The sequence below is a fragment of the Roseobacter sp. YIN89 genome, from assembly GCF_057219365.1.
In genome coordinates this window covers 124570-148942 of record NZ_JBXVVD010000001.1, presented here as the reverse complement: position 1 = coordinate 148942, position 24373 = coordinate 124570, and the positions used below count along the sequence as shown (strand labels likewise).

21 protein-coding genes and 1 tRNA gene are annotated in these 24373 nt (G+C 57.2%); 6 read left to right on the top strand and 16 right to left on the bottom strand.

Annotation, left to right across the window (positions count from 1 at the left end):
* Positions 1–47 precede the first annotated feature (47 nt).
* From queG to AC2D8V_RS00670, 8 genes are all read right to left on the bottom strand, one after another.
* Positions 48–1175 (bottom strand): tRNA epoxyqueuosine(34) reductase QueG, encoded by a 1128-nt coding sequence (gene queG / locus AC2D8V_RS00705; protein WP_484731590.1) that lies wholly within the window; start codon positions 1173–1175, stop codon positions 48–50.
* A complete protein-coding gene (gene fzlA, locus AC2D8V_RS00700; protein ID WP_484731589.1) occupies positions 1159–1824 on the bottom strand; it encodes an FtsZ-binding protein FzlA in 666 nt (221 codons plus the stop codon). The genes queG and fzlA overlap by 17 nt, the downstream gene beginning before the upstream one ends.
* 56 nt (positions 1825–1880) lie before the next feature.
* Positions 1881–2615, bottom strand: a complete 735-nt coding sequence (gene mtgA / locus AC2D8V_RS00695; RefSeq protein ID WP_484731588.1) for a monofunctional biosynthetic peptidoglycan transglycosylase — start codon at positions 2613–2615, stop codon at positions 1881–1883.
* A 114-nt stretch (positions 2616–2729) separates the two neighbouring features.
* On the bottom strand, positions 2730–7262 hold the full coding sequence (gene gltB / locus AC2D8V_RS00690) for a glutamate synthase large subunit (protein WP_484731587.1): 4533 nt from the start codon (positions 7260–7262) through the stop codon (positions 2730–2732).
* Positions 7262–7741 (bottom strand): GFA family protein, encoded by a 480-nt coding sequence (locus AC2D8V_RS00685; protein ID WP_484731586.1) that lies wholly within the window; start codon positions 7739–7741, stop codon positions 7262–7264. Before AC2D8V_RS00685 ends, gltB begins: the two co-directional genes overlap by 1 nt.
* Positions 7731–8159 carry a GFA family protein gene (locus tag AC2D8V_RS00680; RefSeq protein WP_484731585.1) on the bottom strand — a complete coding sequence of 143 codons (429 nt, stop codon included), beginning with the start codon at positions 8157–8159 and terminating at the stop codon, positions 7731–7733. Before AC2D8V_RS00680 ends, AC2D8V_RS00685 begins: the two co-directional genes overlap by 11 nt.
* Complete coding sequence (locus AC2D8V_RS00675; RefSeq protein ID WP_484731584.1) at positions 8152–8697, bottom strand: periplasmic heavy metal sensor; 546 nt, start codon at positions 8695–8697, stop codon at positions 8152–8154. Before AC2D8V_RS00675 ends, AC2D8V_RS00680 begins: the two co-directional genes overlap by 8 nt.
* A gap of 125 nt (positions 8698–8822) precedes the next feature.
* Complete coding sequence (locus AC2D8V_RS00670; RefSeq protein ID WP_484731583.1) at positions 8823–10256, bottom strand: NAD(P)-dependent oxidoreductase; 1434 nt, start codon at positions 10254–10256, stop codon at positions 8823–8825.
* 220 nt (positions 10257–10476) lie between these two features.
* Here AC2D8V_RS00670 and AC2D8V_RS00665 point away from each other — a divergent pair, with 220 nt between their 5' ends.
* The gene (locus tag AC2D8V_RS00665) at positions 10477–11280 is read left to right on the top strand and encodes an undecaprenyl-diphosphate phosphatase (protein WP_484731582.1); all 804 of its coding nucleotides are present in this window, start codon (positions 10477–10479) and stop codon (positions 11278–11280) included.
* Here the strand turns inward: AC2D8V_RS00665 and AC2D8V_RS00660 are convergent.
* A complete protein-coding gene (locus AC2D8V_RS00660) occupies positions 11277–12266 on the bottom strand; it encodes a complex I NDUFA9 subunit family protein (RefSeq protein ID WP_484731581.1) in 990 nt (329 codons plus the stop codon). The two genes, AC2D8V_RS00665 and AC2D8V_RS00660, sit on opposite strands and share 4 nt — an antisense overlap.
* 181 nt (positions 12267–12447) lie before the next feature.
* Here AC2D8V_RS00660 and AC2D8V_RS00655 point away from each other — a divergent pair.
* Positions 12448–12533, top strand: a tRNA-Leu gene (locus AC2D8V_RS00655).
* A 594-nt stretch (positions 12534–13127) separates the two neighbouring features.
* Here the strand turns inward: AC2D8V_RS00655 and AC2D8V_RS00650 are convergent.
* From AC2D8V_RS00650 to AC2D8V_RS00625, 6 genes are all read right to left on the bottom strand, one after another.
* Positions 13128–13994, bottom strand: coding sequence for a dioxygenase family protein (locus AC2D8V_RS00650; protein WP_484731580.1), 867 nt, complete (start codon positions 13992–13994; stop codon positions 13128–13130).
* A 10-nt stretch (positions 13995–14004) separates the two neighbouring features.
* Positions 14005–15309 carry a TRAP transporter large permease gene (locus tag AC2D8V_RS00645; protein WP_484731579.1) on the bottom strand — a complete coding sequence of 435 codons (1305 nt, stop codon included), beginning with the start codon at positions 15307–15309 and terminating at the stop codon, positions 14005–14007.
* Positions 15306–15857 (bottom strand): TRAP transporter small permease subunit, encoded by a 552-nt coding sequence (locus AC2D8V_RS00640; RefSeq protein WP_484731578.1) that lies wholly within the window; start codon positions 15855–15857, stop codon positions 15306–15308. The genes AC2D8V_RS00645 and AC2D8V_RS00640 overlap by 4 nt, the downstream gene beginning before the upstream one ends.
* A gap of 30 nt (positions 15858–15887) precedes the next feature.
* Positions 15888–16961: a C4-dicarboxylate TRAP transporter substrate-binding protein gene (locus tag AC2D8V_RS00635; RefSeq protein ID WP_484731577.1), complete on the bottom strand. Its 1074-nt coding sequence runs from the start codon at positions 16959–16961 to the stop codon at positions 15888–15890.
* Positions 16962–17105: 144 nt separating this feature from the next.
* Complete coding sequence (locus AC2D8V_RS00630) at positions 17106–17771, bottom strand: malonic semialdehyde reductase (RefSeq protein ID WP_484731576.1); 666 nt, start codon at positions 17769–17771, stop codon at positions 17106–17108.
* Positions 17768–18652, bottom strand: coding sequence for a fumarylacetoacetate hydrolase family protein (locus tag AC2D8V_RS00625; protein WP_484731575.1), 885 nt, complete (start codon positions 18650–18652; stop codon positions 17768–17770). Before AC2D8V_RS00625 ends, AC2D8V_RS00630 begins: the two co-directional genes overlap by 4 nt.
* A gap of 83 nt (positions 18653–18735) precedes the next feature.
* Here AC2D8V_RS00625 and AC2D8V_RS00620 point away from each other — a divergent pair, with 83 nt between their 5' ends.
* The 4 genes from AC2D8V_RS00620 to AC2D8V_RS00605 are packed head-to-tail and all read left to right on the top strand — an operon-like array spanning position 18736 to position 22634.
* On the top strand, positions 18736–19122 hold the full coding sequence (locus tag AC2D8V_RS00620; protein ID WP_484731574.1) for a YciI family protein: 387 nt from the start codon (positions 18736–18738) through the stop codon (positions 19120–19122).
* Positions 19123–19163: 41 nt separating this feature from the next.
* Positions 19164–19829, top strand: a complete 666-nt coding sequence (locus AC2D8V_RS00615) for a GntR family transcriptional regulator (RefSeq protein ID WP_484731573.1) — start codon at positions 19164–19166, stop codon at positions 19827–19829.
* Position 19830: 1 nt separating this feature from the next.
* On the top strand, positions 19831–21129 hold the full coding sequence (locus AC2D8V_RS00610) for a malonyl-CoA decarboxylase domain-containing protein (protein WP_484731572.1): 1299 nt from the start codon (positions 19831–19833) through the stop codon (positions 21127–21129).
* The gene (locus tag AC2D8V_RS00605; protein WP_484731571.1) at positions 21126–22634 is read left to right on the top strand and encodes a malonate--CoA ligase; all 1509 of its coding nucleotides are present in this window, start codon (positions 21126–21128) and stop codon (positions 22632–22634) included. The genes AC2D8V_RS00610 and AC2D8V_RS00605 overlap by 4 nt, the downstream gene beginning before the upstream one ends.
* Positions 22635–23047: 413 nt before the next feature.
* Here the strand turns inward: AC2D8V_RS00605 and AC2D8V_RS00600 are convergent, their stop codons facing one another.
* The gene (locus AC2D8V_RS00600; RefSeq protein ID WP_484731570.1) at positions 23048–24103 is read right to left on the bottom strand and encodes an alpha/beta hydrolase; all 1056 of its coding nucleotides are present in this window, start codon (positions 24101–24103) and stop codon (positions 23048–23050) included.
* Positions 24104–24373: the final 270 nt, after the last annotated feature.

The window sequence follows — 24373 nt, the reverse complement described above, 5'->3', positions numbered from 1 at the left end:
GTTGTCCGCGCCTTGTCCCAGTCCTATCGGGTGCAGGTCCGTCCTGTTTACGTCCGCACTTGCGCCAATTGCGTCACCGCCCACCGTGCGGCATCCGCCACAACCGGGTCCGGATCCTGCAGCAAAGGGGCGGCATGCGCAGACAATTCCGGCATAGCCGAATTCCCGATCGCGTAAAGCACATTACGCACGAACCTGTCCCGGCCAATTCGTTTGACGGCTGATCTGGAAAACAGCTGGCGGAAATCTGCGTCCGACAAAGCAGCAAGGGCTGCCAGTTCGGGTGCCTGCAACTCAGGCCGCGCGGTCAGCCGCATATCACGCGCCTGTTGCGCAAACTTGTTCCACGGGCAAACGGCCAGACAATCATCACAGCCGTAGATGCGATTGCCCAGCTTGGGCCGCAACGCTTCGGGGACCGGCCCGTCGTGCTCTATGGTCAGGTAGGAAATGCACAGCCGCGCGTCGAGCTGGTAAGGTGCCGGAAAGGCGTCCGTCGGGCAGATATCCAGACACGCCCGACACGACCCGCAGTGATCCTCTTCCGCGGCATCGGCCGGCAATTCCAAAGTTGTGAAAATTGCGCCCAGAAAGGCCCAGTTTCCCCAACTCCGGCTCACAAGGTTGGTGTGCTTTCCCTGCCATCCCAAACCTGCGGCCTCTGCCAACGGCTTTTCCGGCACGGGCGCCGTATCCACGAAAACCTTTACTTGCGTGTCTGCGCCCGCTTCTGCAATCAGCCAGCGCGCAAGCCGTTTCAGCCGTTTCTTTACAACATCATGGTAATCACGGCCCTGCGCATAGACTGAAATTGCCGCGCGATCCGGCACCTCCAGAACGGCCAGAGGATCGTGTTCCGGTGTGTAGCTTTCCGCCAGCATGATCACAGATCGTGCATCAGGCCACAAAGCGTGCGGGTCGCCGCGCCACTCCATACGCTCGGCCATCCAGCCCATCTGCCCGTGATATCCGGCCGCAACAAAATCCTGCAAACGCTCTGCCACATCCGGAACAGACTCTGGCCGGCACACCCGACAGGCGACAAACCCCGCGGCATCAGCCTGCGCCACCAGTCGCTCTTTCAGGGACTCTGCCGCGTTCTTCGACCCTGAAATATCCCCGGGGGAATTTGAAGCGGCAGACAGCCCCTTCTTTCCCTCAGAAGTCGAGGTCATTGTAATGCTTAGGCGGCGGGAAACCGGGCACCTGATCGGCCAGTATCGACCGGAACGCCGGGCGCGACTTGATCTTGGCGTACCAATCCTTGACCACGTCAGATCGGTTCCAGTCCACATCGGAAATATAATCCAAAGCGCTCAGATGTGCCGCTGCAGCAAAATCGGCAAGCGTCATCACGTCACCCGCCAACCACCGCCGGTGATCCAGCAACCATGCCATGTAGTCGAGGTGATACTTGATCGCCTTGGCACCCGCCTTGACGTTACCGCTGTCCGGATACCCCAGCTTCATCACCTTCTTGTTCACCCGCTCGTACAGCAGCTTGGATGTCACCTCGTGATGGAACTTGTCGTCAAACCATCCGACCAGACGCCGAACCTCCTGACGCGCAACCGGATCTGTCGGCATCAGCGCCGGATCAGGCCGCGTTTCCTCAATGTATTCGCAAATCGCCGCGCTTTCAGACATGACCACGCCGTCCAGCCGCAACACAGGCACCTTGCCGGCCGGATTGCGCCGCATGAAATCAGGGTCTTCCTCCCAATACCGCTCCTCGACCAGTTCCACCTCGATCTTCTTTTCCGCAAGGCTCAGACGCACCTTGCGGCAGAACGGTGAAAGAGGAACATGAAACAATCGCGCCATCAGCTTTCCCAAAGGATATCCGGTTCAGTCCTCAATGCCTGCAACCGGCAACGGATTCAACTCTCGAAACACGCTGCACGGCCGTCTTTGCGGATCAATGCCGCCCCGTCGGCGATCCCGCGCGCCCGCCTTACAACAAAATCAGACGGCCGCGCCGCCGACCGCCCCTTGGGATCCGGCAGGATCGCCGCAAGCCGCGCCGCCTGCGTTGCGCTCAACGCGGACGCTCCCACACCAAAGTAGTGCCGGGCCGCCGCTTCCACGCCAAAGACCCCCTCATCAAATTCAGCGATGTTGAGATACACCTCGACGATCCGCTGCTTGGTCCAGATCGCCTCCAGACCCGGCGTCAACACGGCCTCAAGCGCCTTGCGCGTGTAGGTGCGCCCCTGCCAGAGATAGAGGTTCTTCACCACCTGCTGGCTGATGGTCGAGGCCCCCCGCGCGCCGCCGTCTTCGATGGCTTCCCTGATCGCGCCAAGGTCAAACCCCCAATGCTCGCAAAAATCGGCATCCTCGGCCGCCACTGCCGACCGCGCCATGACTGGTGCAATCTCGTCCAGCGGCGTCCAGTCATATTCAACGCCGCCCAGCCGGCGGCTTTCTGCAAACATATACGGCGTGGTCCATGGCGCAACAAACCGCCCCAAAAACATCAGCACACTGAACACTGCCACAATCGCCAACACCCCCAGCCCGATAGACCGAACGACCCGCCGGACAAAAATCCGCGGCGCCTGATTACGCTTTTTTGACCGACTGCTCGCTTTACGCGTTTTCTTCTTTGCCATTCTGCCAAACTAGGCGCAGGCGCCCGCCATGTGAAGCGCTGCGCGCTCTTTCATCTTGCCGGATAAACTCCCGCCGGAGGCTCCGGTTGCGGCTCGCCGCAACCGGATCACGCGCTATTGCGCCGGAACCGCCGTATCTTCGATGCCCAGCGGCACCGGCAGCTTGTCCAACATCTCCTTGGGGCAAACCTGAATAAAGTTGTTCTTCTCCAGATCCCAGTGCTGAAGGATATCCGCTGCCACGCGGCTGCCGGTTTCCTTCAGGTGCATCTCCAGCAACTCTTCCAGCTGACCCAGCCAGTGATCGACAGAGACCGGGCAGGTCACCAGCGTCTCCATGTTCATCAGCGCCGACGCACGCCCTTCAGGGTCATACAGATACGCCATGCCGCCGGTCATGCCTGCGCCAAAATTGGCCCCGATATCCCCGAGGATCACCGCCACGCCACCGGTCATGTACTCGCACCCGTTAGACCCGCAACCCTCGATGACCACTTTCGCACCCGAGTTGCGCACGGCAAACCGCTCGCCGGCGCGCCCGGCGGCAAAGAGATAGCCGTCGGTTGCACCATACAGTACCGTATTGCCAATGATGGTGTTCTCCTGCGCCTTGATCGGAGACGCCATAGGCGGTCGCACAACGATCCGGCCACCGGAAAGTCCCTTGCCCACATAGTCATTGGCGTCGCCCGATACCTCCAGCTTCAGACCCGGTGCCGCAAAGGCACCCAGCGACTGGCCAGCCGATCCCGACAGTTTGACCGTCAAATGGTCAGGTTGCAGCGTGTTGCGCATGCCGAACTGCTTGACGATATGGCTCGACGTGCGCGTGCCGACCGTGCGGTGGGTGTTCTGCACCGCATAGCTCAGCTGCATCTTCTCGCCATCTTCGAGGAACCGCTTGGCATCACGCACGATTTCAGCATCCAGCGTGTTCGGCACCTTGTTCCGCTTGCGGTCACGGTCGTAAACGATGTCCTTGGCGCCATCCACGGTGATCAGCAACGGGTTAAGGTCCAGATCATCAAGATGTGCCGACCCGCGGCTCACCTGCGCCAGCAAATCCGCCCGCCCGATGACATCATCAAGGCTGCGCGCCCCGATCGACGCAAGGATCTCGCGAACCTCGGTGGCATAGAAGGTAATCAGGTTCACCACCTTGTCCGCATTCCCGGTGAATTTTTCACGCAAGGATTCGTCCTGCGTACATACGCCGACCGGGCATGTGTTGGACTGGCACTGGCGCACCATGATGCACCCCATAGCGATCAGCGCGGCGGTACCGATACCGTATTCCTCGGCCCCCAGCATTGCGGCCATCACGATGTCGCGCCCGGTGCGCAGGCCGCCGTCCGTCCGCAAGGTCACCCGCTCGCGCAGGTTGTTCATCGACAGAACCTGATGCGCCTCCGTCAGCCCCATCTCCCACGGCAGACCCGCGTATTTGATCGACGTGGCTGGCGAGGCACCGGTACCACCGTTGTGCCCCGAGATCAGAATGATATCAGCCTTGGCTTTCGCGACCCCTGCCGCAATGGTGCCAACGCCGGACGACGCCACCAGCTTCACCGTAACCTTGCAGCGCGGGTTGATCTGCTTGAGGTCATAGATCAACTGTGCAAGGTCTTCGATCGAATAGATATCATGGTGCGGCGGAGGCGAGATCAGCGTCACGCCCTTGGTTGAATGGCGTAACCGGGCAATCAGGTCCGTGACCTTCATGCCGGGCAACTGCCCGCCCTCGCCGGGCTTGGCGCCCTGCGCGACCTTGATCTCCAGTTCCTCGCACTGGTTCAGGTACTCGGCTGTGACACCGAAACGGCCCGACGCCACCTGCTTGATCTTGGCCGAGGGGTTGTCGCCATTGGGTTCGGGTACGAAATGCGCGGGGTCTTCTCCGCCTTCGCCACTGTCAGACTTCGCGCCGATCCGGTTCATCGCCACGTTCAGTGTCTTGTGCGCCTCCGGACTCAGGGCACCAAGGCTCATGCCCGGCGTCACAAAACGCTTGCGTATGGAGGTGATGCTCTCCACCTCTTCGATCGGCACCGGCGCGCCGATGGGCTTGATGTCCAGCAGATCACGCAGATGGATCGGCGGATTGCTCTGCATCTTCGCAGAATACTGCTTCCAGATGGCGTAGGACGCGCGGTTACAGGCCATCTGCATCATGTGCATCGACGTGGCTTCCCACGCGTGGGTCTCGCCGGATTTCCGCGCCTTGTAGAACCCGCCAATGGGCATAACCGTGGTCGGTCCGCTCCAGCCCTGTGCGTGTACGTCTTCGACCTTGTGTTGAATGCCCCAGACACCAATGCCGCTGATGCGGCTGGTCATGCCGGGGAAATACTCGGCACACATGGCACGGCTCAGACCAACGGCTTCAAAGTTCAGTCCGCCGCGATAGGAAGAGACAACAGAGATGCCCATCTTGGCCATGATCTTCAAAAGGCCCTGATCGATTGCGTGGCGATAGCGCGCAACTGCTTCGGTAAGCGATCCCTCCAGCAAGCCGCGATCAATCCGGTCCGCAAGGCTGTCTTCGGCGAGATAGGCGTTGACCACCGTCGCACCGGCACCGATCAGCACAGCAAAGTAATGCGGGTCTATACATTCGGCCGAGCGCACATTCAGCGAGGTAAACGTCCGCAGCCCGTTGCGCACCAGATGGCTGTGAACCGCCGACGTGGCAAGGATCATCGGCATCCCGACCTTTTCGGGCCCGCTCATGTGGTCGGTCAGCACGATGTGACCCGCGCCAGAGCGCACCGCATCCTCGGCCTCTGCGCGGATGCGGGCAAGCCCTTTGCTCAGGTTCCCCATGCCGGGCGCAAAGGTGCAGTCGATCTCGACCAGATCGGCATTGAAATGCTCGGTCAGCGCCTCGAATTGCGCGTTGCCGATAAACGGGCTGTCCAGTGTGATGATCTCGGTCTGGCTGCTGTCCTCATCCAGCACGTTCTTGAGGTTGCCAAAGCGTGTTTTCAGGCTCATCACCCGGAATTCGCGCAAGCTGTCGATGGGCGGGTTGGTCACCTGACTGAAGTTCTGCCGGAAAAAATGGCTGAGCGGGCGATATTTCCCCGACAAGACCGCAGAGGGCGTGTCGTCGCCCATCGAGGCGAGCGCCTCCTTGCCGTCCTCTGCCATCGGCGCGAGGATCTGTTCCAGTTCCTCGATGCTGTAACCGGCAGCCACCTGACGACGGCGCAGTTCATCGCCCGCAAACAACGGCTTTTCGGTGACACCGGAAAGCGCGCTATCCAGATCATTGATCTTGCCAACCCAGTCGCCAAACGGCTGGCTGGCAGCCAGTTTGTCCTTGATCTCGGTATCATGGAACAGCTGGCCTTCGGCCATGTCCACGGCAAGCAACTGACCGGGGCCAAGTGCGCCCTTTTCGACGACATTTGCCTCGTTGAGCGGCACCATACCCGCCTCCGAGCCCGCGATCAGCATGCCATCGCCCGTCACGACGTAACGCATCGGGCGCAGACCATTGCGGTCGAGCCCCGCGCAGACCCAGCGCCCGTCCGTCATCGCCAGCGCCGCCGGACCGTCCCACGGCTCCATCACCGAGTTGCAGTACGAGTACATGTCACGCCACGCTTCGGGCAGTTCGACCGCCTGCTTGGACCAGCTTTCAGGCACCAGCATCGTCTTGGCCATCGGTGCATTGCGCCCCGCACGCACCAGCACCTCGAACACCGAATCCAGTGCAGCACTGTCCGATGATCCCTGCGGCACGATCGGCTTGATATCTTCGGCCATATCCCCAAAGGTCGACGACGCCATGCGGATCTCGTGGCTCTTCATCCAGTTCAGGTTGCCTTTCAGCGTATTGATCTCGCCGTTATGCGCCAGCATGCGGAACGGCTGCGCCAGCCACCACTGCGGGAAGGTGTTGGTCGAATATCGCTGGTGATAGATCGCAAAGGCGCTCTCAAAGCGCTCGTCCTGCAGGTCAGGATAGAACTCCGCCACCTGCTCGGCGAGCATCATGCCCTTGTAGATGATCGAACGGCAGGACAACGACGCGATATAAAGCGACGGCACCTGCGCCCGCGCGGCCGCCTTTTCGATACGACGCCGTATCACGTAAAGCTCGCGCTCGAATGTCTCTTCGTCAACGCCCTTAATATTCGAAATCAGAATCTGCTCGATCTCGGGGCGGGTGGCATTCGCCTTCTCCCCCAGCACCGCAACATTCACCGGCACATGCCGCCAGCCGTAGATGTAGTATCCCATCCGCAGCACTTCGGTCTCGACAATGGTCCGGCAGGTCTCTTGTGCCGCAAAATCCGTACGCGGCAGAAACACCTGACCAACCGCCATCAACAGATCGGCCTTGGGCTGGTGACCGGTACGCCGCACCTGATCGTAAAAGAAATTGGCCGGAATCTGCACGTGAATGCCGGCGCCGTCACCTGTCTTGCCGTCAGCATCCACAGCACCCCGGTGCCAGATCGCTTTCAGCGCCGCGATGCCGTTATCGACAACCTGCCGGCTCGGCTTGCCGTCAATGGAAACCACAAGGCCAACCCCGCAGGAAGAATGCTCTTCCTCGGGCGAATACAGACCGTTCTCAGCCATATAAGCGCGCTTGGCTTCTTCCTGCGCGACCCAGGCGTCATCATACTTGGTCATCAGTTGTCTCCTTCAACGAATGGGTGGGCCTCTTGCACCTCGGCCCGCGTCTTGCGGCGGTGTTCACCCGCCAGACAGGCATAGGTCGGTGCAAGGTCGGTATAGATTTCAGAGATCAGCGCAAAATCCGCCGCCTCCTTGAAACTGCCGGGAAACAGCTCGATCTCCGGATCATCCGGATCCGTGGGCTTCAGCCAGATCGCACTGCCGCAGGTCTCGCAAAACCCGCGCTCGGAAAAGGACGAGGACGCGTGGCTTTTCACGGGGCCGGTAACCGTCACTGCGTTTACATCAGCGACGAAAGACCCGAACACCATCCCGGTCCAGCGCTGACACATGATGCAATGACATGCGCCGATGGCCGCGATGTAGTCGCCGTCGATCTCGATGCGCACGTCACCACACAGGCACCGCCCCGACATCTCGCCGGAACGCCGGTAAGGTCCGATCACCGCGTCGCGGGCGGCATCATCCGTCATGATCGGCCTCCGTAAACATCGCAATGGTCTCTTCGGTAGACAGTTTTCGGTGCGCGCCTTTCAGCGCATAGCCCTGCGGGCACTGGTCGGCAAAAAATTCCATCTTCATCTCGCCACCGGCCGCATTGTCAAAAAGGCCCGCCGCCGGATGCCGCATCTCGTCATGTAGAGTGCCGTACCAGAGCGTCGACCCGCAGGTGCCGCAAAAGCCCCGCTCGGCCCAGTCCGACGACCGAAAACTTTGCGCCGGGCCCTCGACCGTCAAAGTGCCGGGCATCGTATCGACCGAAATGAACATCCCGCTGGTGTGCTGGCGGCACATGTCACAGTGGCACGCCCGCAACCGCGGGTTTTCGGTCTTGACCGTCACGGTCACGGCGCCGCACAGGCAGCGGCCGTTCAAAGTTTGCTCAGTCATGGCTGTGCCCCCCGCCGCCATGCCCCCCGCTTGCGTCATCATAGCCGCGCGCGCGGTTGTACAGCATCGTCTGATGCCGCGTCATCAGCGGCTTGACCTGCAGATGCGCCTCCAGATGCACACGCCGCAAATCCGCTTCGATGGCACCCGAGGCAGCGATCAGCGCCGCAAGTGTTTCGGCGTCAACCTCTCCGGTGCCAAAGGCACGTGAAACGGCGGCCTCGGCGGCAACATATTCCGCACCCAAAGCGCGCGCGCGGGCATTCATTGCATCAAATATTGCCTGCACCTCGGCTTGCTGGCTGTCGGTCAACGCCAGTTCGTCCGCCAGTTCCAAGACATGCGCAGGACCGGGATAGCCGTTCAACTCCGCCGCCAGTGCAAATCCCCAGCCGCGCCCGGCCAGCAGATCATCAACATCCTTGTCAGACAGCGTCGCGATATCCCGCGCTTCAAGGCCGGCATAGGGCGCATTTTCACTCGCCAGTGCAGAGGTCGCCATCAAAATGGCTGACAAGACCGTCAGGATCGTTTTCATCGCTTTTTGTCCTTCCTTGCATCTCAGGTCAGCCTTGTTGACCTTAACGGGTTATGACCGTGCGCTCCGCACCGACGTGATACCGACGCAATACCTACAGGGTACCGAACGTCCGTTTTGGCGGGCTATTCCGCGGCGATGGCCGTGTCCGCGCCCAGTTTTTCGAGGATCGCCTCTGCACAGTCACGCCCGTCACGGATCGCCCAGACCACCAGCGAGGCGCCGCGCACGATGTCGCCCACCGCATAGACACCGTCCAGATCGGTGGCGCCCGTGGTGAATGCGGCCTTGATCGTGCCCCAACGGGTCACAGGCAGTTCCGGCTGATCCCAAAGCGTTGGCAAATCTTCTGGCTCAAAGCCCAGCGCCATGATGACAAGGTCTGCATCTTCGACGTAATCCGCGCCCTCGATCACCTCGGGGGCCTGCCGACCGGTTGCGTCAGGCGCACCCAGTCGCATCTTTTGCACCATGACGCCTGTCACCGGATTACCGGCAAAGCCCTTGGGCGCAGAAAGCCATTCGAAAATCACGCCCTCTTCCTCGGCGTTTTGCACTTCGCGCTGGCTGCCCGGCATATTGGCGCGGTCACGACGATAAAGGCATTTGACTGACGTTGCCCCCTGCCGGACCGATGTCCGCACACAATCCATCGCGGTATCGCCACCACCGACGACAACCACGCGCTTGCCTTCTGCATTCAACTCGCCGCTGTCAAAAGCCTCTACCGCGTCGCCAAAGCTTTTGCGGTTGCTGGCAGTCAGAAAGTCGATGGCCCGCACAAGGCCGCCCGCACCAACACCCGGCGCCTCGATTTCCCTTGTTTTATAGACACCTGTGGCAATGATCACCGCATCGTGCTGGTCGCGGATTTCCTGAAAACTGATGTCTTCGCCGACGGTGCAGTTCAGTTTGAATGTCACGCCACCGGCCTTAAGCTGTTCGTTGCGGCGCATCACCACGTCTTTTTCCAGCTTGAACCCGGGGATCCCGTAGGTCAGCAATCCCCCGGCGCGGTCATAGCGGTCATAGACCGTAACCTGAACACCCGCGCGGCGCAGCACATCCGCCGCCGCCAGACCGCCCGGCCCCGCACCGATGATGCCCACGCTTTCGGTGCGCTCGTTTGTCGGCGTGATAGGCACGACCCAGCCTTCCTCCCACGCGGTGTCGGTAATGTATTTTTCGACGGCCCCAATGGTCACCGTACCGTGGCCGGATTGCTCGATCACGCAATTCCCCTCGCACAGCCGGTCCTGCGGGCAGATGCGGCCGCAAATCTCGGGGAAAGTATTGGTCGCCTGACTCACCTCATAGGCCTCTTTCAGGCGGCCTTCAGCGGTCAGCCGCAGCCAGTCGGGGATGTTGTTGTGCAGCGGGCAGTGGCTCTGGCAGTAGGGCACGCCACACTGGCTGCAGCGGCTGGATTGCTCCTTGGCCTTGGCATCGGCGTACTCCGCGTAGATTTCCTTGAAATCTTCACGACGTATATCTGCTTCCCGCTTTTCGGGCATATCCCGCTCCACGGTCACAAACTTTAGCATCTGTTGCCCAGCCATCGGCTACTTCCTCCACAACTTGACGGAACCGCACCCTTACGAGAACTTGAAATGAAAATAAAGTAATAAGTACTGACCTATTTGCCGCATTTATCCGACAAATCCAGCTTTAACCAAGTGCGCAGCCATTTTTTTAGGTCCGATTCGGTCCTAAAATTGGTCTTTTCATTTGATTCCCTCCGTTTATACCACGATGCAACGGGCCGAGCTGAGAATCCTGATGACACTTTTTTACTTGTTGCTGATTGCGGCAATCCAAGGCGTGACAGAGTTCTTGCCGATCAGTTCGTCAGGGCATTTGGCATTGCTGCCGCAACTGTCGGGACAAACCGATCAGGGGCTGGCATTGGATGTGGCCGTGCACGTGGGCTCACTGGCCGCCGTTATCCTTTATTTCCGTCAGGACGTGGCGCTGGCCTTTCGCGGCTTAGGCCGGCTGATGCGTGGGCATGTCGACACGCAGGGCGCTTTTCTGGCGCTTTGCCTGCTGATCTCCTGCATCCCTGTGGTCATCGTCGGTCTGGTTTTGCACCTGACCGGCCTGAGCGAGATGTTGCGGTCTGTCGCGGTGATCGGCTGGGCCATGCTGGGCTTTGGTCTGGTGCTTTATTGGGCCGATAAAACAGGCACCACAGAGCGTAACGCGGCGCGGTGGACCCTGCGCGATGCGACGGTCATGGGGCTTGCTCAGGTTCTTGCCCTGATCCCGGGCACGTCGCGCTCCGGCATTACCATCACAGCGGCACGCAAACTGGGCTACGACCGGGAAGGCGCCGCGCGGCTGTCGATGCTCATGTCGATACCGACAATTGCAGCCTCGGGGATACTGCTCGGCGCCGATATCATTTTGAACACGGACTGGCAGGTGGCGCGACTGGGCATGATCGCCGCGCTCTTTTCCTTTGCAACCGCGTTTGGCGCCTTGGCGCTGATGATGCGACTTTTGCGCAGTGTCAGCTTTACGCCCTACGTAATCTACCGCGTGATCTTCGGGGTCTTTCTGCTGGTTATCGCCTACAGTTAGACGTCACTTCGCAAATTTTTGGCCGAGTCCTTGATGGCGTCATACTGGCCCGACGGCCGGAAGCGCCAAAGATACTCGGGCAGCACCGATCCCATCGTTGTCGGCTCGATACCCAAGGCATCAAAGCCTCTGGCGTCCTGTGCAACGACATTGTCGTTCTGCAGATTGCGCACTTGATCGCGAGTAATCATCGTATTGCGCAACAGCCCTGCGCTCAGCGTCTGCACGAGGTCGAGCGAAAACCCCATGATTTCCGCGACAAAGAAAGGAATGTTGAGGATCAGCCGACGTCTGTGGATCACCTCCAGCATCTTTTGCATCAAATCGCGGAACGTAGCCACCTCGGGCCCGCCAAGCTCGTAAACACCCGGTGCCACGTCAGAAGTCAGCGCCAACTCCGCTGCCTTGGCAACATCATCGACGTAGACAGGCTGGAACTTTGTGTCCGCCCCTACAACAGGCAGCGCCGGGCCGAATTTTGTCATGCTGGCAAAGCGGTTGAAAAATTCATCCTCCTGCCCGAACACAATCGACGGGCGCAGGATGACGGCGTTTGGCATGTGCTCCAGTATGCCGGCTTCGCCCAGCGCCTTTGTCCGCGCATAGTCGCTTTCCGCATCGGCATCGGCGCCAATGGCAGAGATATGGACCATGCTGTCGATCCCTTCCTCGGCCGCGATCCGGGCGATACGCTCTGCGCCTTCGGCCTGAACAGCGTCGAACTTGTTCTTTCCGGCCTCTGCCAGAATACCCACGCAGTTAACGACTGCTTGCGCTCCGGCCATGACCTCGCGAACCGAGCGGTCATCGCGGATGTTGCATAGAACGGGCTCGACCTGGCCCACGACACCGTAGGGCTTGACGAAGATCGCCTCATTCGGACGACGCACCGCAACACGCACGCGCCAACCGGCCTTTGCCATGCGACGCGCGATATAGCGCCCCACGAACCCTGAACCGCCGTAGATTGTGACCAGTTTTGACATCGCTTGCCTCGTTTGCCATCTCTTCCCCACGATGTATCGCCCCTGCCAAATCGAGACAAGGCGCAAATCAGCGCGGCACATCAGACCGCATCCAGAAGGGCGGAAAAATCCAGAGATACCGGCGGCAATTTCTGTTTGACACCCCCGCGCGATGGGCTTACACGCCAGTGCCACGACACCGGCCCAGGTGGCGGAATGGTAGACGCGCTAGCTTCAGGTGCTAGTGTCCGTATGGACGTGGAGGTTCGAGTCCTCTCCTGGGCACCAATTAAATTCCCTTTATGCAATTTAATTATCGACTTAGCGATAATCTCAAGCACCCGCCTCCTGACATCCCCTTTTTTGCGCGCCCGCCCCCGACCCTGACGGGGTTTGCGTTTATCTTGAGTTATCGCACGGTATAACGACGCTCCTCAGCCGAGGCTCAGGACACATAAATCACTTGAGAGAAGCCGTTCTCTTGCTGGTGTTTCAATGATGCAATTGCGGGCTATCCAGCCTGATGCAGGTCCTGCGACTTCCGTCGTTTTTATTAGGCCACGCCAGAAAATAGCCCACAGCGGTACGGCGCACCCCTCCGAACCCGAAAGAGCAGCGGCAAAATCGACCTAAATCAACAGGCAAATTCGCGATGCCCCGATTGGCCGTCACAGGTGCGGACCAAGCCACCGTTGGCTGTACCCGAAACCTGATTGGTCGCCCAGCGCTCGCTGCCCTGTGCGGCGGGGTGTTTCATAGATACCCAAAGCTTTTTTGGGTCCGGTCCAAGCTTGCTGAAGTAGTTTCCTCGTCACAACGACGCGGGTCAACCATCCTGCACGGAGCGGGATAATCGAGGGCTTACCCACTCGTTGCGTCAGGTTATACTTTGGCCAACGTAACGTCGAAATTTACATAAAGGAACGGTTCGGAGATTTTACCGGAGAGTTCCATGCCATCGGGAAATTCTTCGGCTGGCCGTTGAGCATATTTCATCACCAGATCGTCCCTAACGCCAAACACCGTGTCCTCATCCAGATATGGATCATCGTCGGGGAAGATCTCCGTCACCAACGTACGATACCCGGGAGCCTTGACGATATAATGCAGGTGTGACGGTCGCCACGGATGGCGACCGCAAGCGCGCAGGATATCCCCGACCGGCCCATCCGATGGCACGGTGTACTCTACCGGTTTAACGGTCGTAAAAGCATAGCGCCCATCAGCGCCGACCGTCATCAAACCATGGAAAGAGTAGGTGTCTTGCTCTTCGTCCTGGCTGGCGTAAAGGCCATTGGGGGCGGTTTGCCAGATGTCGAGTTCAGCGCCTTCAATCGGATTTCCCTCGGTGTCCCGTATGACGCCCTCCGCCAATAGAAGTGGCCCTCCGTAATGGCGTTTCATATCTCCGCCGATTGGCAGCGGCGGTGCGCCGGAGACGTGAAACGGGCCCAACACTGACGAACTGGTCGCGTCGGGGTGGGAATGCAGCATATCTACCAGAGAAGACAGGCCCAGCACGTCCGACGCCAGAACAAACTCGTGCCGGTCCTCGGTTTCCACGGCGGCGCACCCCTCAAGAAACGCAATGCCGGTGCGCCATTCATCATGGGTCAGATTGGTCTCTCGGGCAAAGTCGTGAAGATGCCTCACAAGCGACCCCATGATTTCCAGCATGCGTGGATCGGTGTCTTTGGACAGGTACCTCATGAAGACGTCGGTGATGTTGTCTTTGGTGACAGTGCGCATCGTTTTCTCCTTAAATCAGGGCAAGGCTGAGGATCGGGAATTCGATCAGAATGAACAGAACGATCAGCATTACAAACGCAAAGGGAAGAGCCCCCATGAATACATCCTTGAGCGATATGCGGTCATCGTTGATCGTCGATTTGATGACGAAGCAGGATATGCCCAGCGGTGGTGTCAAAAGCCCGATTTCAGCGCCAACCACGGTTACGATCCCGAACCAGATCAGCGACAAATCCAGCGCTTCGACAAGGGGCAGGAATAACGGAACAACAATCAGAATGATCGATGCCGTGTCGAGCAACGTACCCAGAAACAGCATCAACAGGACGTAGAGCAGCATTATCGACCAGAAAGACGCGGAATTGCCTGCAAGCAAGTCCTGTAACTGGTTGGGCAGCCCTGCCAGCCCCAGCATGCGGCTGTAGATCGAGGCCGCCGTGATCAGGAACAGAATCGCCGCCGTGATGTGACCGGTCTCCAGTAATGCGTCCCAAAAGGCCCTCGGTGACATCGACTTGCGTGCAGCAGCAATGATCAAAGCAACCAAAGCTCCGGCAGCCCCCGCTTCGACGGCGGTTAACCATCCAGTATAAATCCCTCCAAGGACAATTGTGATGATGAAAAGCGTCGGTAGGGTTTTGGAGGCGACCTCACGAGCAGACATCCATTCGGTATCTTCGACAACCCTGCCACCAACAAAAGCCGGCGTGAAACGGCCCATAACCCAAATTGCGCCAACATAGGCGATCGCAAGCATTATCCCCGGAATGACCCCCGCGAGGAACATGTCTCCTACGGATTGCTCGGCCACAAAGGAATAGATGATCAGCATCGCAGACGGCGGGATAATCATGCCCAAAACCGAGGACCCGGCGACCACCCCCACAGCAAAGCGCGGGTTATAGGCCTGCGCCATCATCTGAGGCACCGACACCTTGGTAAAAACTGATGCGGATGCGATTGATGACCCTGTCACCGCCGCAAAGACGGCGTTGGCTCCGACCGTTGCCATTCCAATCCCGCCTTTGACCTTGCGAAAGCGCATGGTCATAACCTCGTAAATGTCCCGGCCTAACCCGGCCTTTGAGACAATAAGACCCATAAAGGTAAACAATGGGATGGTCGCGAAACTGTATTCCATCGCGCTGTCGCCGACCGCCACTTTCAACAGGTTCAGCGCCAGCGTGAAATTGTCCCGCATCAACCAGATCGACACGAACGATACGACACCCAAAGCAATCGGAATGTAAACGCCCGCGTAGATCAAAAAGACGATAGCAACGACCGAGATCAGGCCAATCTCGATCGGCGTCATTCTGCGGCCTCGTCATGTTCAGGGGTGCGAATAAGTTGTGGGCGGTCCTGAGCCGTTACGACTTTGAGCACGAAAATCACACAGGCCAGCGCAGTACCGCACGCGATGACAAGTTTGACCGGCCACCACGGCAAAGTGAAAAGACCGGGCACTCCGAAGTAGTCCTGCGTTTCCCACATACGCAGGAATTCTGGAAAGGTCACATAAGCGATCAAAGCCATGAAGATCGCCGAGATCGCGTTGATAATGCGCCTCAGATTGGCCGTCAGGCCGGGACGGCGATGGTGCAGCAGGTTCAGAAACCCGTCCGAGCGTGTAAGCCGGTCTACCCGGACCACGTCAGCCAGCTGCAAAAAGACGATCATCACGACTGAGAACTGCACGATTTCATAGGTTCCGCGCAGTGGCGCCGAAAACAGGCCGCGCGCAATTACGTCGACGTTCAGAATGACCACCAACGCAAGGACGACGAGCGTGCCCAATGCGTTGGCGGCGATTGCAAGCAGATTGGCGACCCGCGACAAGCCAGCAACAGCAGTCTTCAGCATGAATGGCCCCTTTCGTGGATCGCCAGCCGCTTACTCTGCGGTCCAGTCACGCACACCGGTGAACCCAGCTTCCTGCAGCTTGCCAAGGTAGGCACCCAGCATCTCAGTGCCTGGCTCACCGTTGCCATTCAGAGTTGCTGCCCATTCCTGTGCGATGTTGGGCATGGCATTCGCCCAAGCCGTTCGATCTTCGCTGGAAATCTCAACGATTGTTCCACCCGCTTCGACGAAAGCATCTTGTGATGCCGCGGCACGGTCCATCGCGATACCGGCCACATGGTCACGATAGTCGATGGCCACCGCCTGAAGAACGGCTTTGACTTCGTCGGGCAACCCCGCCCAATAGTCAGCGTTCACAGTTACTGTCTTGGTGTTCACCGCGCCAAGGTCCGCCTTCAGCATGTAAGGAGCCACTTCGACGATTTTGAAGGTCTTGGAAGCCTCCGGCCAAATCATCGCGCAGTCGACAAGACCAGTTTGGACCATGTTATAGAAATCCGTGAGGCCTCCGCGGACACCTGCCGCGTCCTTGATGCCCTCAAGATACCGCAGGTTCAAACCGGCACCAGCGATCTTGCGTCCTTCCAAGTCTGCGACGGTCTCAACAGGTTCAGAACAGAACATCTGATACGTATCGAGCACAACGCCGGTTGCAAGGTACACCTGATTTTGCGCCGCGAACTCGTTCTGCATCGCAGGGTACTCACGAGCAATTTCATCTACGGCCTTCGCAACAGCGCGGGCGTCAGATGCCACAAATGGTGTCGAGCCGGAAATTCCCTGACTTGGCAATTTGGAAGAATGGAAGATGGTAGTGACGATACCGATGTCGCCGAGGCCAAGTTGAATGCCCTCTAAGACGCCTTTTGGCTTTACGATTGAGCCACCATAATTCTCTTGCCAGTTAATTTTGTAATTGCCGGACTCGGCCAGCCGTGTGTCCACTTCGGGAATGAAGAAGTTGCTGAACTCCTTCACCCACAATGCCCGATCCGGGTATCCGTCAATTACAACCGCCGAAACAGTCTCTTCTGCGGCAACGGGTAGTGCCATAATGCCTGCCACGGCAGCGCCGATCAGGTTGCGTTTGGTCCAGTTTTTCATTTCTCTCCTCCCAGAAAGTTTTGATTTCGTAGCCTTTATTTATTTGCCATTCCTCGTCGGACGCTCGGTTTCGCACCTGCCGCGTTGTGCAATATTGTGACGCTGAAACTCTCGGCAATTTGTTCGCCCACTGGTGTCAATTCCTCACGCATAAGAGCAGACCTTTTGGAACGAAAAACGTGGAAGCTTGTGAAACAGGCCCGTTTCATCCGCGTAGCCCAGATTACACAGAAAGTTGGACTTGAGCGTGGTACCCGCGAAGAACTCTTCGTCGACAATTTTGTTCGAAAATCCTGACATGGCGCCAACATCCAATCCGACGGCACGCGCCGCGATCATGAAGTAGGCGCCCTGCAGCGTGCCGTTCCGAAAGGCTGTCTCGGCCACGTGGTCCGGCTTGTTTTCGAACAGGGGTCGACGATCCTCATGCGGGAAGAGAAAGGGCAATTCCTTCCAGAATTCCAAATCGTAGGCAATGATCGCCGTGACCGGTGCCGCCATCATCTTTGGCACGTTCTTCGGCTTTAACGACCTGGCAAGCCGTTCCTTACCTTCGGCGCTTTTTACGAAAATAAAGCGCGCCGGCAGCGTGTTCATGCTCGTCGCACCATTGATCGTGATGTCAAAAATCTCTTCGAGGACTTTGTCAGCAACAGGCCTGTCGGTCCACGCATAGTGAGACCTCGACTCGCGCAAAATCAGGGCGATCGCATCATCCGTCAATCGCGGTATGCGGGCGCGCAGATCACGGTGATCTTGCTGCGCCTTGGCGCGAAGTGCCTCCAGTTCTGCCCCGATTGGTGCGCTCATGCTAAGGCCAGACCTGCCGTGGCATCTTTTTCGTCGACGATCGGACTGGCGCAAATGCCAATACCTTCGATCTCAACCTCGACAGTCTCGCCCGGTTTCAACCAGCGGGGATTGGGCTTCTTGGCGTGACCAACACCCGGCGGTGTGCCCATTGCGATCAAATCGCCCGCTTCAAGGGTCGTATATTCCGAAATGGTGGCGATCACCTTGCGGACACCCCAAATCATGTTGGCGGTGTTTGAGCTTTGCAGAATCTCCGATCCAACCCGGCTTTCGATTTTCAATCCGGCCGCCCCTTCGGGCAGGTCATCGGGTGTCACAGTAAATGGCCCGATGGCACCCGTGTCGTCAAAATTCTTGCCCGGTGTCCACTGGTGCGTCTTGCGCTGGTAGTTTCTTACAGACCCATCGTTGAACACGGTGTACCCGAATACATGGTCCAGCGCGTCCTCTTCCGAGATATGGCGACCGCCCTTTCCGACGATCAGCATCAACTCTGCTTCATAATCCAGTTGGTCCGAGCAGGACGGGCGCACCATCGGCTGACCCGCAGCCATGATCGAGTTTTTCCCGCGCATAAAAAGTGCGGGATACTCAGGGATATCGTAACCCCCTTCTTTGATGTGGTCAGTGTAGTTCAAACCCATACAAATGATCGCGCCGGGTGACGAAACGGGCAAGGCTGGCGTGATTGCGGATACAGGCACGCTGTCTGCCGTTGCGATTTTTTCGGTTAGTGAGTCGGCCAGCGCCGGATCTGCAATCAGGCCCATCAGGTCAGACCCGATAGCTGGGTTCAATGCCGTTAAATTTACTGCGTTTTCGCCCTTCACCGCAAAAACTGCAGTGCCGTCAGAAGTCGTTCCCACCAGGTATTTCATTTTCACAATCCGTTTCAGTTCAGTTGCTTTTTGCCGATTATTTTGCAATACGTCAAATAATATCGATATTATGGAGATCGCAGATGGTGGCATGGGCAGACTACAAATCAGAAGCAAAGAGCCGCGGCGCACTTGCATTGGAGCTTTACGTTGCGCACAGCACACCTGCCAAAGCGCCCGAGGACGTCAGGGCATCTCTTGCTGATCATTTGGCCTATCAGGCCAGGCTTGAACGCTCAGGACAGCTGGCTTTTGCCGGTCCAATGTCGGATGAGACGGGGGAGCATATGCAGGGGATGGGTCTGATCATCTACCGCGCCGACAGCCTTGAGGCCGCTCGGAAACTGGCTGAAGACGACCCAATGCACAAAAGCGGTGCGCGCAGTTTTGTTCTTCGCCGCTGGATGATCAACGAAGGCTCGCTTAACCTATCAGTTGGCCTATCGACTGGAACGAGCGCTCTGAGCTAAATGCACCCAAGGTTTGCGCATTCAAAGAGGAACAACCGGATATGAACGCCTTGCTGGATACCGAGGGCAAAGAGAAATCAGCCACTCACGCTGCATACCGAAGGCTGCGCGAATTGATCCTGACCGGCGAATTGCCTCCCGGACAAAAACTCAAGATCGAGCAACTGCGCGGGCTGTTGGACACCGGCGCAAGCCCGGTTCGAGAAGCCTTGAGCCTTTTGACATCCGATATGTTGGTGGAGCGAATTGACCAGCGGGGGTTCAGAGCCGCGCCAGTCAGCAAGTGTAACTTCGAGGAAATCCTGCTGCTGCGTTGCAACCTCGAGGAAACTGCGTTGCGTGCCTCCATCGCCAATGCAGATGAAGCGTGGGAAGACAGGCTTGTTTTACGTCATCACCATATGAAAAAGGCAGGGCAAAGAGGCGCGCCTGACTTTGAAGACGCGCACAAAGCGTTTCATCTGGCCTTGCTGGACAATTCGAGAATGCCTTTGCTTTTACGGTATTGCGCGCAGCTTTATGACCTCAACATTCGCTACCGTTTTCTGGCTGCGGGAGGACCAAGCTACAAAAAACGCGATATCGCCGCCGAGCACCTTCAAATTCTAGACGCCGCACTCGACCATGACGCGGACACCGCAACCCGGCACTTGCTTAATCACTACCGTCGAACAGGTGAGTACCTGAGCAGCCAGATGGAGGCTTGAAATGCAGCGGAATTGGTTTCTCGGGGATCTGTTGAGCCAACTGCTGGATCGTCCAGGTAACAGGCGCGGCAAGGATGACAAACGATCCATCGTAGAGCTTTGCGAGGCGCTTTTATCCACCGATGGAGAAGTCTCGGGCTATATGCTCGCGTCAACCGTCTTGGATCGTTACCAAACACTGGACGATTCGGAGAAATTGGATTTTTTTGGCTATTTGAATGACCACCTCGAACTGGATGCAGCCGACCTGGTCAAAACCGCGCGCGACTATGCCGAAGATCGCAGTGTCGATTTGTATCAAAAGCTTAGCGAAGTCGCGGAACCCAAGCGGCAAGAGTTGCTGCGCCGATTGAACCAACCGTCAGGCGCGACACAAGAACTGGTGGCAATGCGGGTCGACTTGCTGCGCTTTGTAAAATCCAACCCTGAACTCAAGCGAACGGATATTGATTTCGTCCATTTGCTAAGAAGCTGGTTCAACAGGGGCTTTCTTGTACTCAGACAGATCAGCTGGGACACCCCGGCGCGGGTTCTTGACAAGATCGTTGCTTACGAGGCTGTCCACCAGATCGATGATCTAGACGATTTGCGGCGCAGGCTTTATCCGCCTGACAGACGGTGTTTTGCTTTTTTTCATCCTTCGATGCCTAATGAACCGCTGATTTTTGTCGAAGTGGCCCTGACGTCTGAGATCCCGAACGCGATTGATGCGCTTTTGTCTGACGCTCAAACACCGATCGAAGCCGAGCAGGCAAAAGTCGCAGCATTCTATTCAATATCGAACTGCCAAAGGGGTTTAGCGGGTATCAGCTTTGGCAACCTGTTGATCAAACAGGTTGTGACCGAGCTTTCGCGAGAGCTTCAGGGGCTGGATACATTCGTGACGCTGTCACCAATACCAGGGCTCAATCAATGGCTGGCTGGCGAAACGGAACATCCCGAGCATGGCCATACCGCCCAAGCGGTGCTTGCGGGGACTGCCTCGCCACAGGATTTGCGGGCGATGGCAGCACGGTACCTGATGTTCGCCAAGCGCGAAGATGGGATGCCGCTGGATCCCGTTGCCCGCTTTCACCTCGGCAATGGTGCCGAGCTTCACGAACTGCACGCTGAGGCGGATTTGTCGCCAAACGGACGGTCCCAGTCAGGCGGTGTGATGGTCAATTACCTCTATGACCTGAGCAAGACCGAACGCCACCACGAAGAATTTGCGACACATGCCACGATCGAAGCCTCGCGTTCTGTTCGCGCGGCCTCGACCGCGGCACTTGCGGCCAAACCAAAGGAAAATTCCGCGTGACCAACATCCTTTACGACAGCCTTTTTGCTCACCACGCTGGAAATCAGGCTCCATTCCTGCAGCTCGATGACAGTCGGGTGGTGTCCTATGACGCTTTCCTGAAACGCGCCGCGCAGGTCGCACATGTGTTGAAAAACAACGGGGTTTCCCCTGGCGATCGCGTCGTGGTGCAGGCCCCAAAGCTGCTTGATACGATTGCGCTTTATGCCGCGTCAGTTCAGGCGGGCGCTGTCTATTTACCGCTCAATACTGCCTATACATTTGCAGAGTTGGAGTACTTTATTTCGGATGCCCAGCCAGCTTTGATCGTCTGTGACAGCACCGACGAAACTGAGATCGAAAAACTGGCGGCTCGGTCCGGCGCTAGGCTGCTGACCCTCGGCGGGGAGGCGCCAAGCCTGAGCCGGGAGGCTGACGCGCAGCCGTGCGATTTCGAAAGCGCAGAGCGTGCACCGGAAGACCTTGCGGCGTTGCTTTATACATCTGGCACTACAGGCCGTTCCAAGGGCGCGATGCTGAGCCACCGAAATCTGCTGTCGAACGCGCAAGCTCTTGTAGACTTATGGGGTATTACGAACGCCGATCGCTTGGTCCACGCCCTTCCAATCTTTCATACACACGGGCTTTTCGTGGCGATGAATACGTCACTGCTGGCCGGTGCCAAGGTTCGTCTGATGGAAAAATTCGACGTGGGCATGATCTTGGAAGAGTTGCCCAATTCGACCCTTCTTATGGGTGTTCCTACTTTCTACACCAGACTGCTGGCAGATGAGAGTTTCACCAAAAGGGTCACCGGGAACATGCGGTTGTTCATTTCGGGTTCCGCCCCGTTATTGGCCGAAACACACAACGAATTTGAAGCGTTGACGGGCCACCGGATACTTGAACGCTATGGGATGACCGAAACCAATATGATCACGTCCAACCCCCTTAATGGCGAGCGCGTGGCGGGAACCGTTGGATATGCCTTGCCGGGCGTAGAGGTCAAAATAACAAACCCGGAGTCTGGTGAAGAACTGCCGTCCGGTGAAATCGGCATGATAGAGGTTCGCGGGGACAACGTGTTTCAGGGTTATTGGAAGATGCCTGAAAAAACTGCCGAAGAGCTAAGGGCAAACGGTTTCTTCCTGACAGGTGATCTTGCGACAATGGCGGAAGACGGGCGCGTCACGATCGTTGGGCGTGCCAAAGATCTGATCATTGCCGGAGGCTACAATATCTATCCCAAGGAAATCGAAGAGGTCTTGAACGATATTGAAGGGATCAAAGAAAGTGCTGTGTTCGGCGTGCCGCATCCAGACTTTGGCGAAAGTGTCATCGCCACTCTCGTCGTGGAACAAGATCAATCAATTGATATTGATGCCGTCAAACAAATAGTCGAGGCGCAGCTTGCGCGGTTCAAACACCCTCGAAATTACGAATTGGCAGACGCTTTGCCACGAAACACGATGGGAAAGATTCAAAAAAACATTCTTCGCGATCAATTTGGCGAAAGGCATAGCTGATCAGGCGGGGTGACGGCCCTTACGGGCGTTCACCCTGCACGCCTCTACAACAAGTGTAGCGTGCGACGCCTATTTGCCTAACTTCGAATGCCAAGGCCGATAACATATGGGTAGACCTTTGCTTAGGTCGTCCGCATGTGACTTGTGAAAACCGCCCGCAGCGGACTTTTCGGGTGATCTTGCGGCATCACAAGTTGGACCGAAATCAAAGAAGTTGACAAAGAAACACTTTAATCTCGGATCACCCACTCCTTGAATTTTGGCGTCCGGCGGCTTTGTCGTGTCGAGCGGATTCACGACTGGAACGTCATAATTTTGGTACTGAATGACTGCTTTCGCCCGCAGAAGACGTTCATGAAAACTGGCCTATGACCGAGTTGCCGACCAAGCAGACCATTGATGAAACAAGAAATTTACTGGTTTGGCTTAATCAGCCACAAGTTGCTGCCTACTTGCTCGAGTCCAATGCGCTCGTTTGCCGATTTCCCTTGATTAAGGAGCTGGTCAAGGTCTGCGCCGACTTCCTTGTTGTAGATGTGGTACAGATGACCATTTGTAGACATTGCGGTCAAATCACTCACATCGACAAATTCAACGCTTGTTAGTACCTCCACTTCATTTCCGCTTTGACCAAGTCTGGGGTAGCCATGCACCTGTTCGGATACGTCCAAAGCCTTATCCCCGTCTGAAGTATACACTGTAATGCTTTGGACCAACGGGCGTATGCGAGGCAATAACTTGCGGAAGATGTCGAAATCCATGTCTGGAGCCAGAAGTACAATCTCTCCAAGCCGTAAATCCGGACGGGTTGCTGCAACTTCATAGAGAGCCAGTACAAGTCCCCGGCCGCCAAGACTGTGACCAGCCAGATCAACTTTTCCGCTTCCAAATCGATCGTGCAGATCGACAATCGTTCCCGCCAGTTCGGGAACACTCCAATATAGATTTACTTCGTCGCGGGCGTAATTGACGAGCGAGCCATCCGACGGCCAACTGAACCAGAGAAACTTTCCTTCAAGTCCCGCATTTTCTTTAAACACGGTCGCGCGGCGGCATCCTTTGCTAAAATCGATGTAATAGCCATGAATATACAAAACCGGGTCATCCCGCGTTTCTTCCGCAAATTCGGTCATCAGCCTCTCGATTGGTTTTTCTTCAATACCTTCGAGGCTGAGAATTTCTTCAGGAATTCGGAAGGGGGCGATTTCGGCCGCTTTGGAAAGGAAATCGAGACTTAATTGCTCGACGGCGCAATAGCCTGCTTTGAGGTCGCTGCGTTCAGACCCAAAGTATCCATCTTCGGCGTCTATTCTGTCCCGCAGGGTCAGGTACTGAACCCCTCGTTGATTTTGTATGTTTTCGGCGGTCGCTGCCGCAGGCAATATTGAAAGAAGTAAGGAGAATAGAGTGCCACAAAACACGGTACACCTTGCCTTGTGAGACTTTGCGGGTAGTAATTTCTCTTTCACGATATCTCCCGGGTCGCCCTCTTGGTTCCGCTGTGTCAAGCGGTACAAACTGCTCACTTAAGAAAACGCGGTGGTTCCGTCGGCAGACACAAAGTTGCTACGATTATGCAAAGGCGAGCAAATGAGGTCAAAACAAAGTTCCGCTCTGGGCGCGACTCAGTCATCCCACTGTTTCTATTGGATGACGGCCAAGCAACGCTGAACGGTTATTCGGTCACGAAAAACCCAACTTTCCGTTCTTAATGACCGGTTTGGGCAATGGCTGACGCT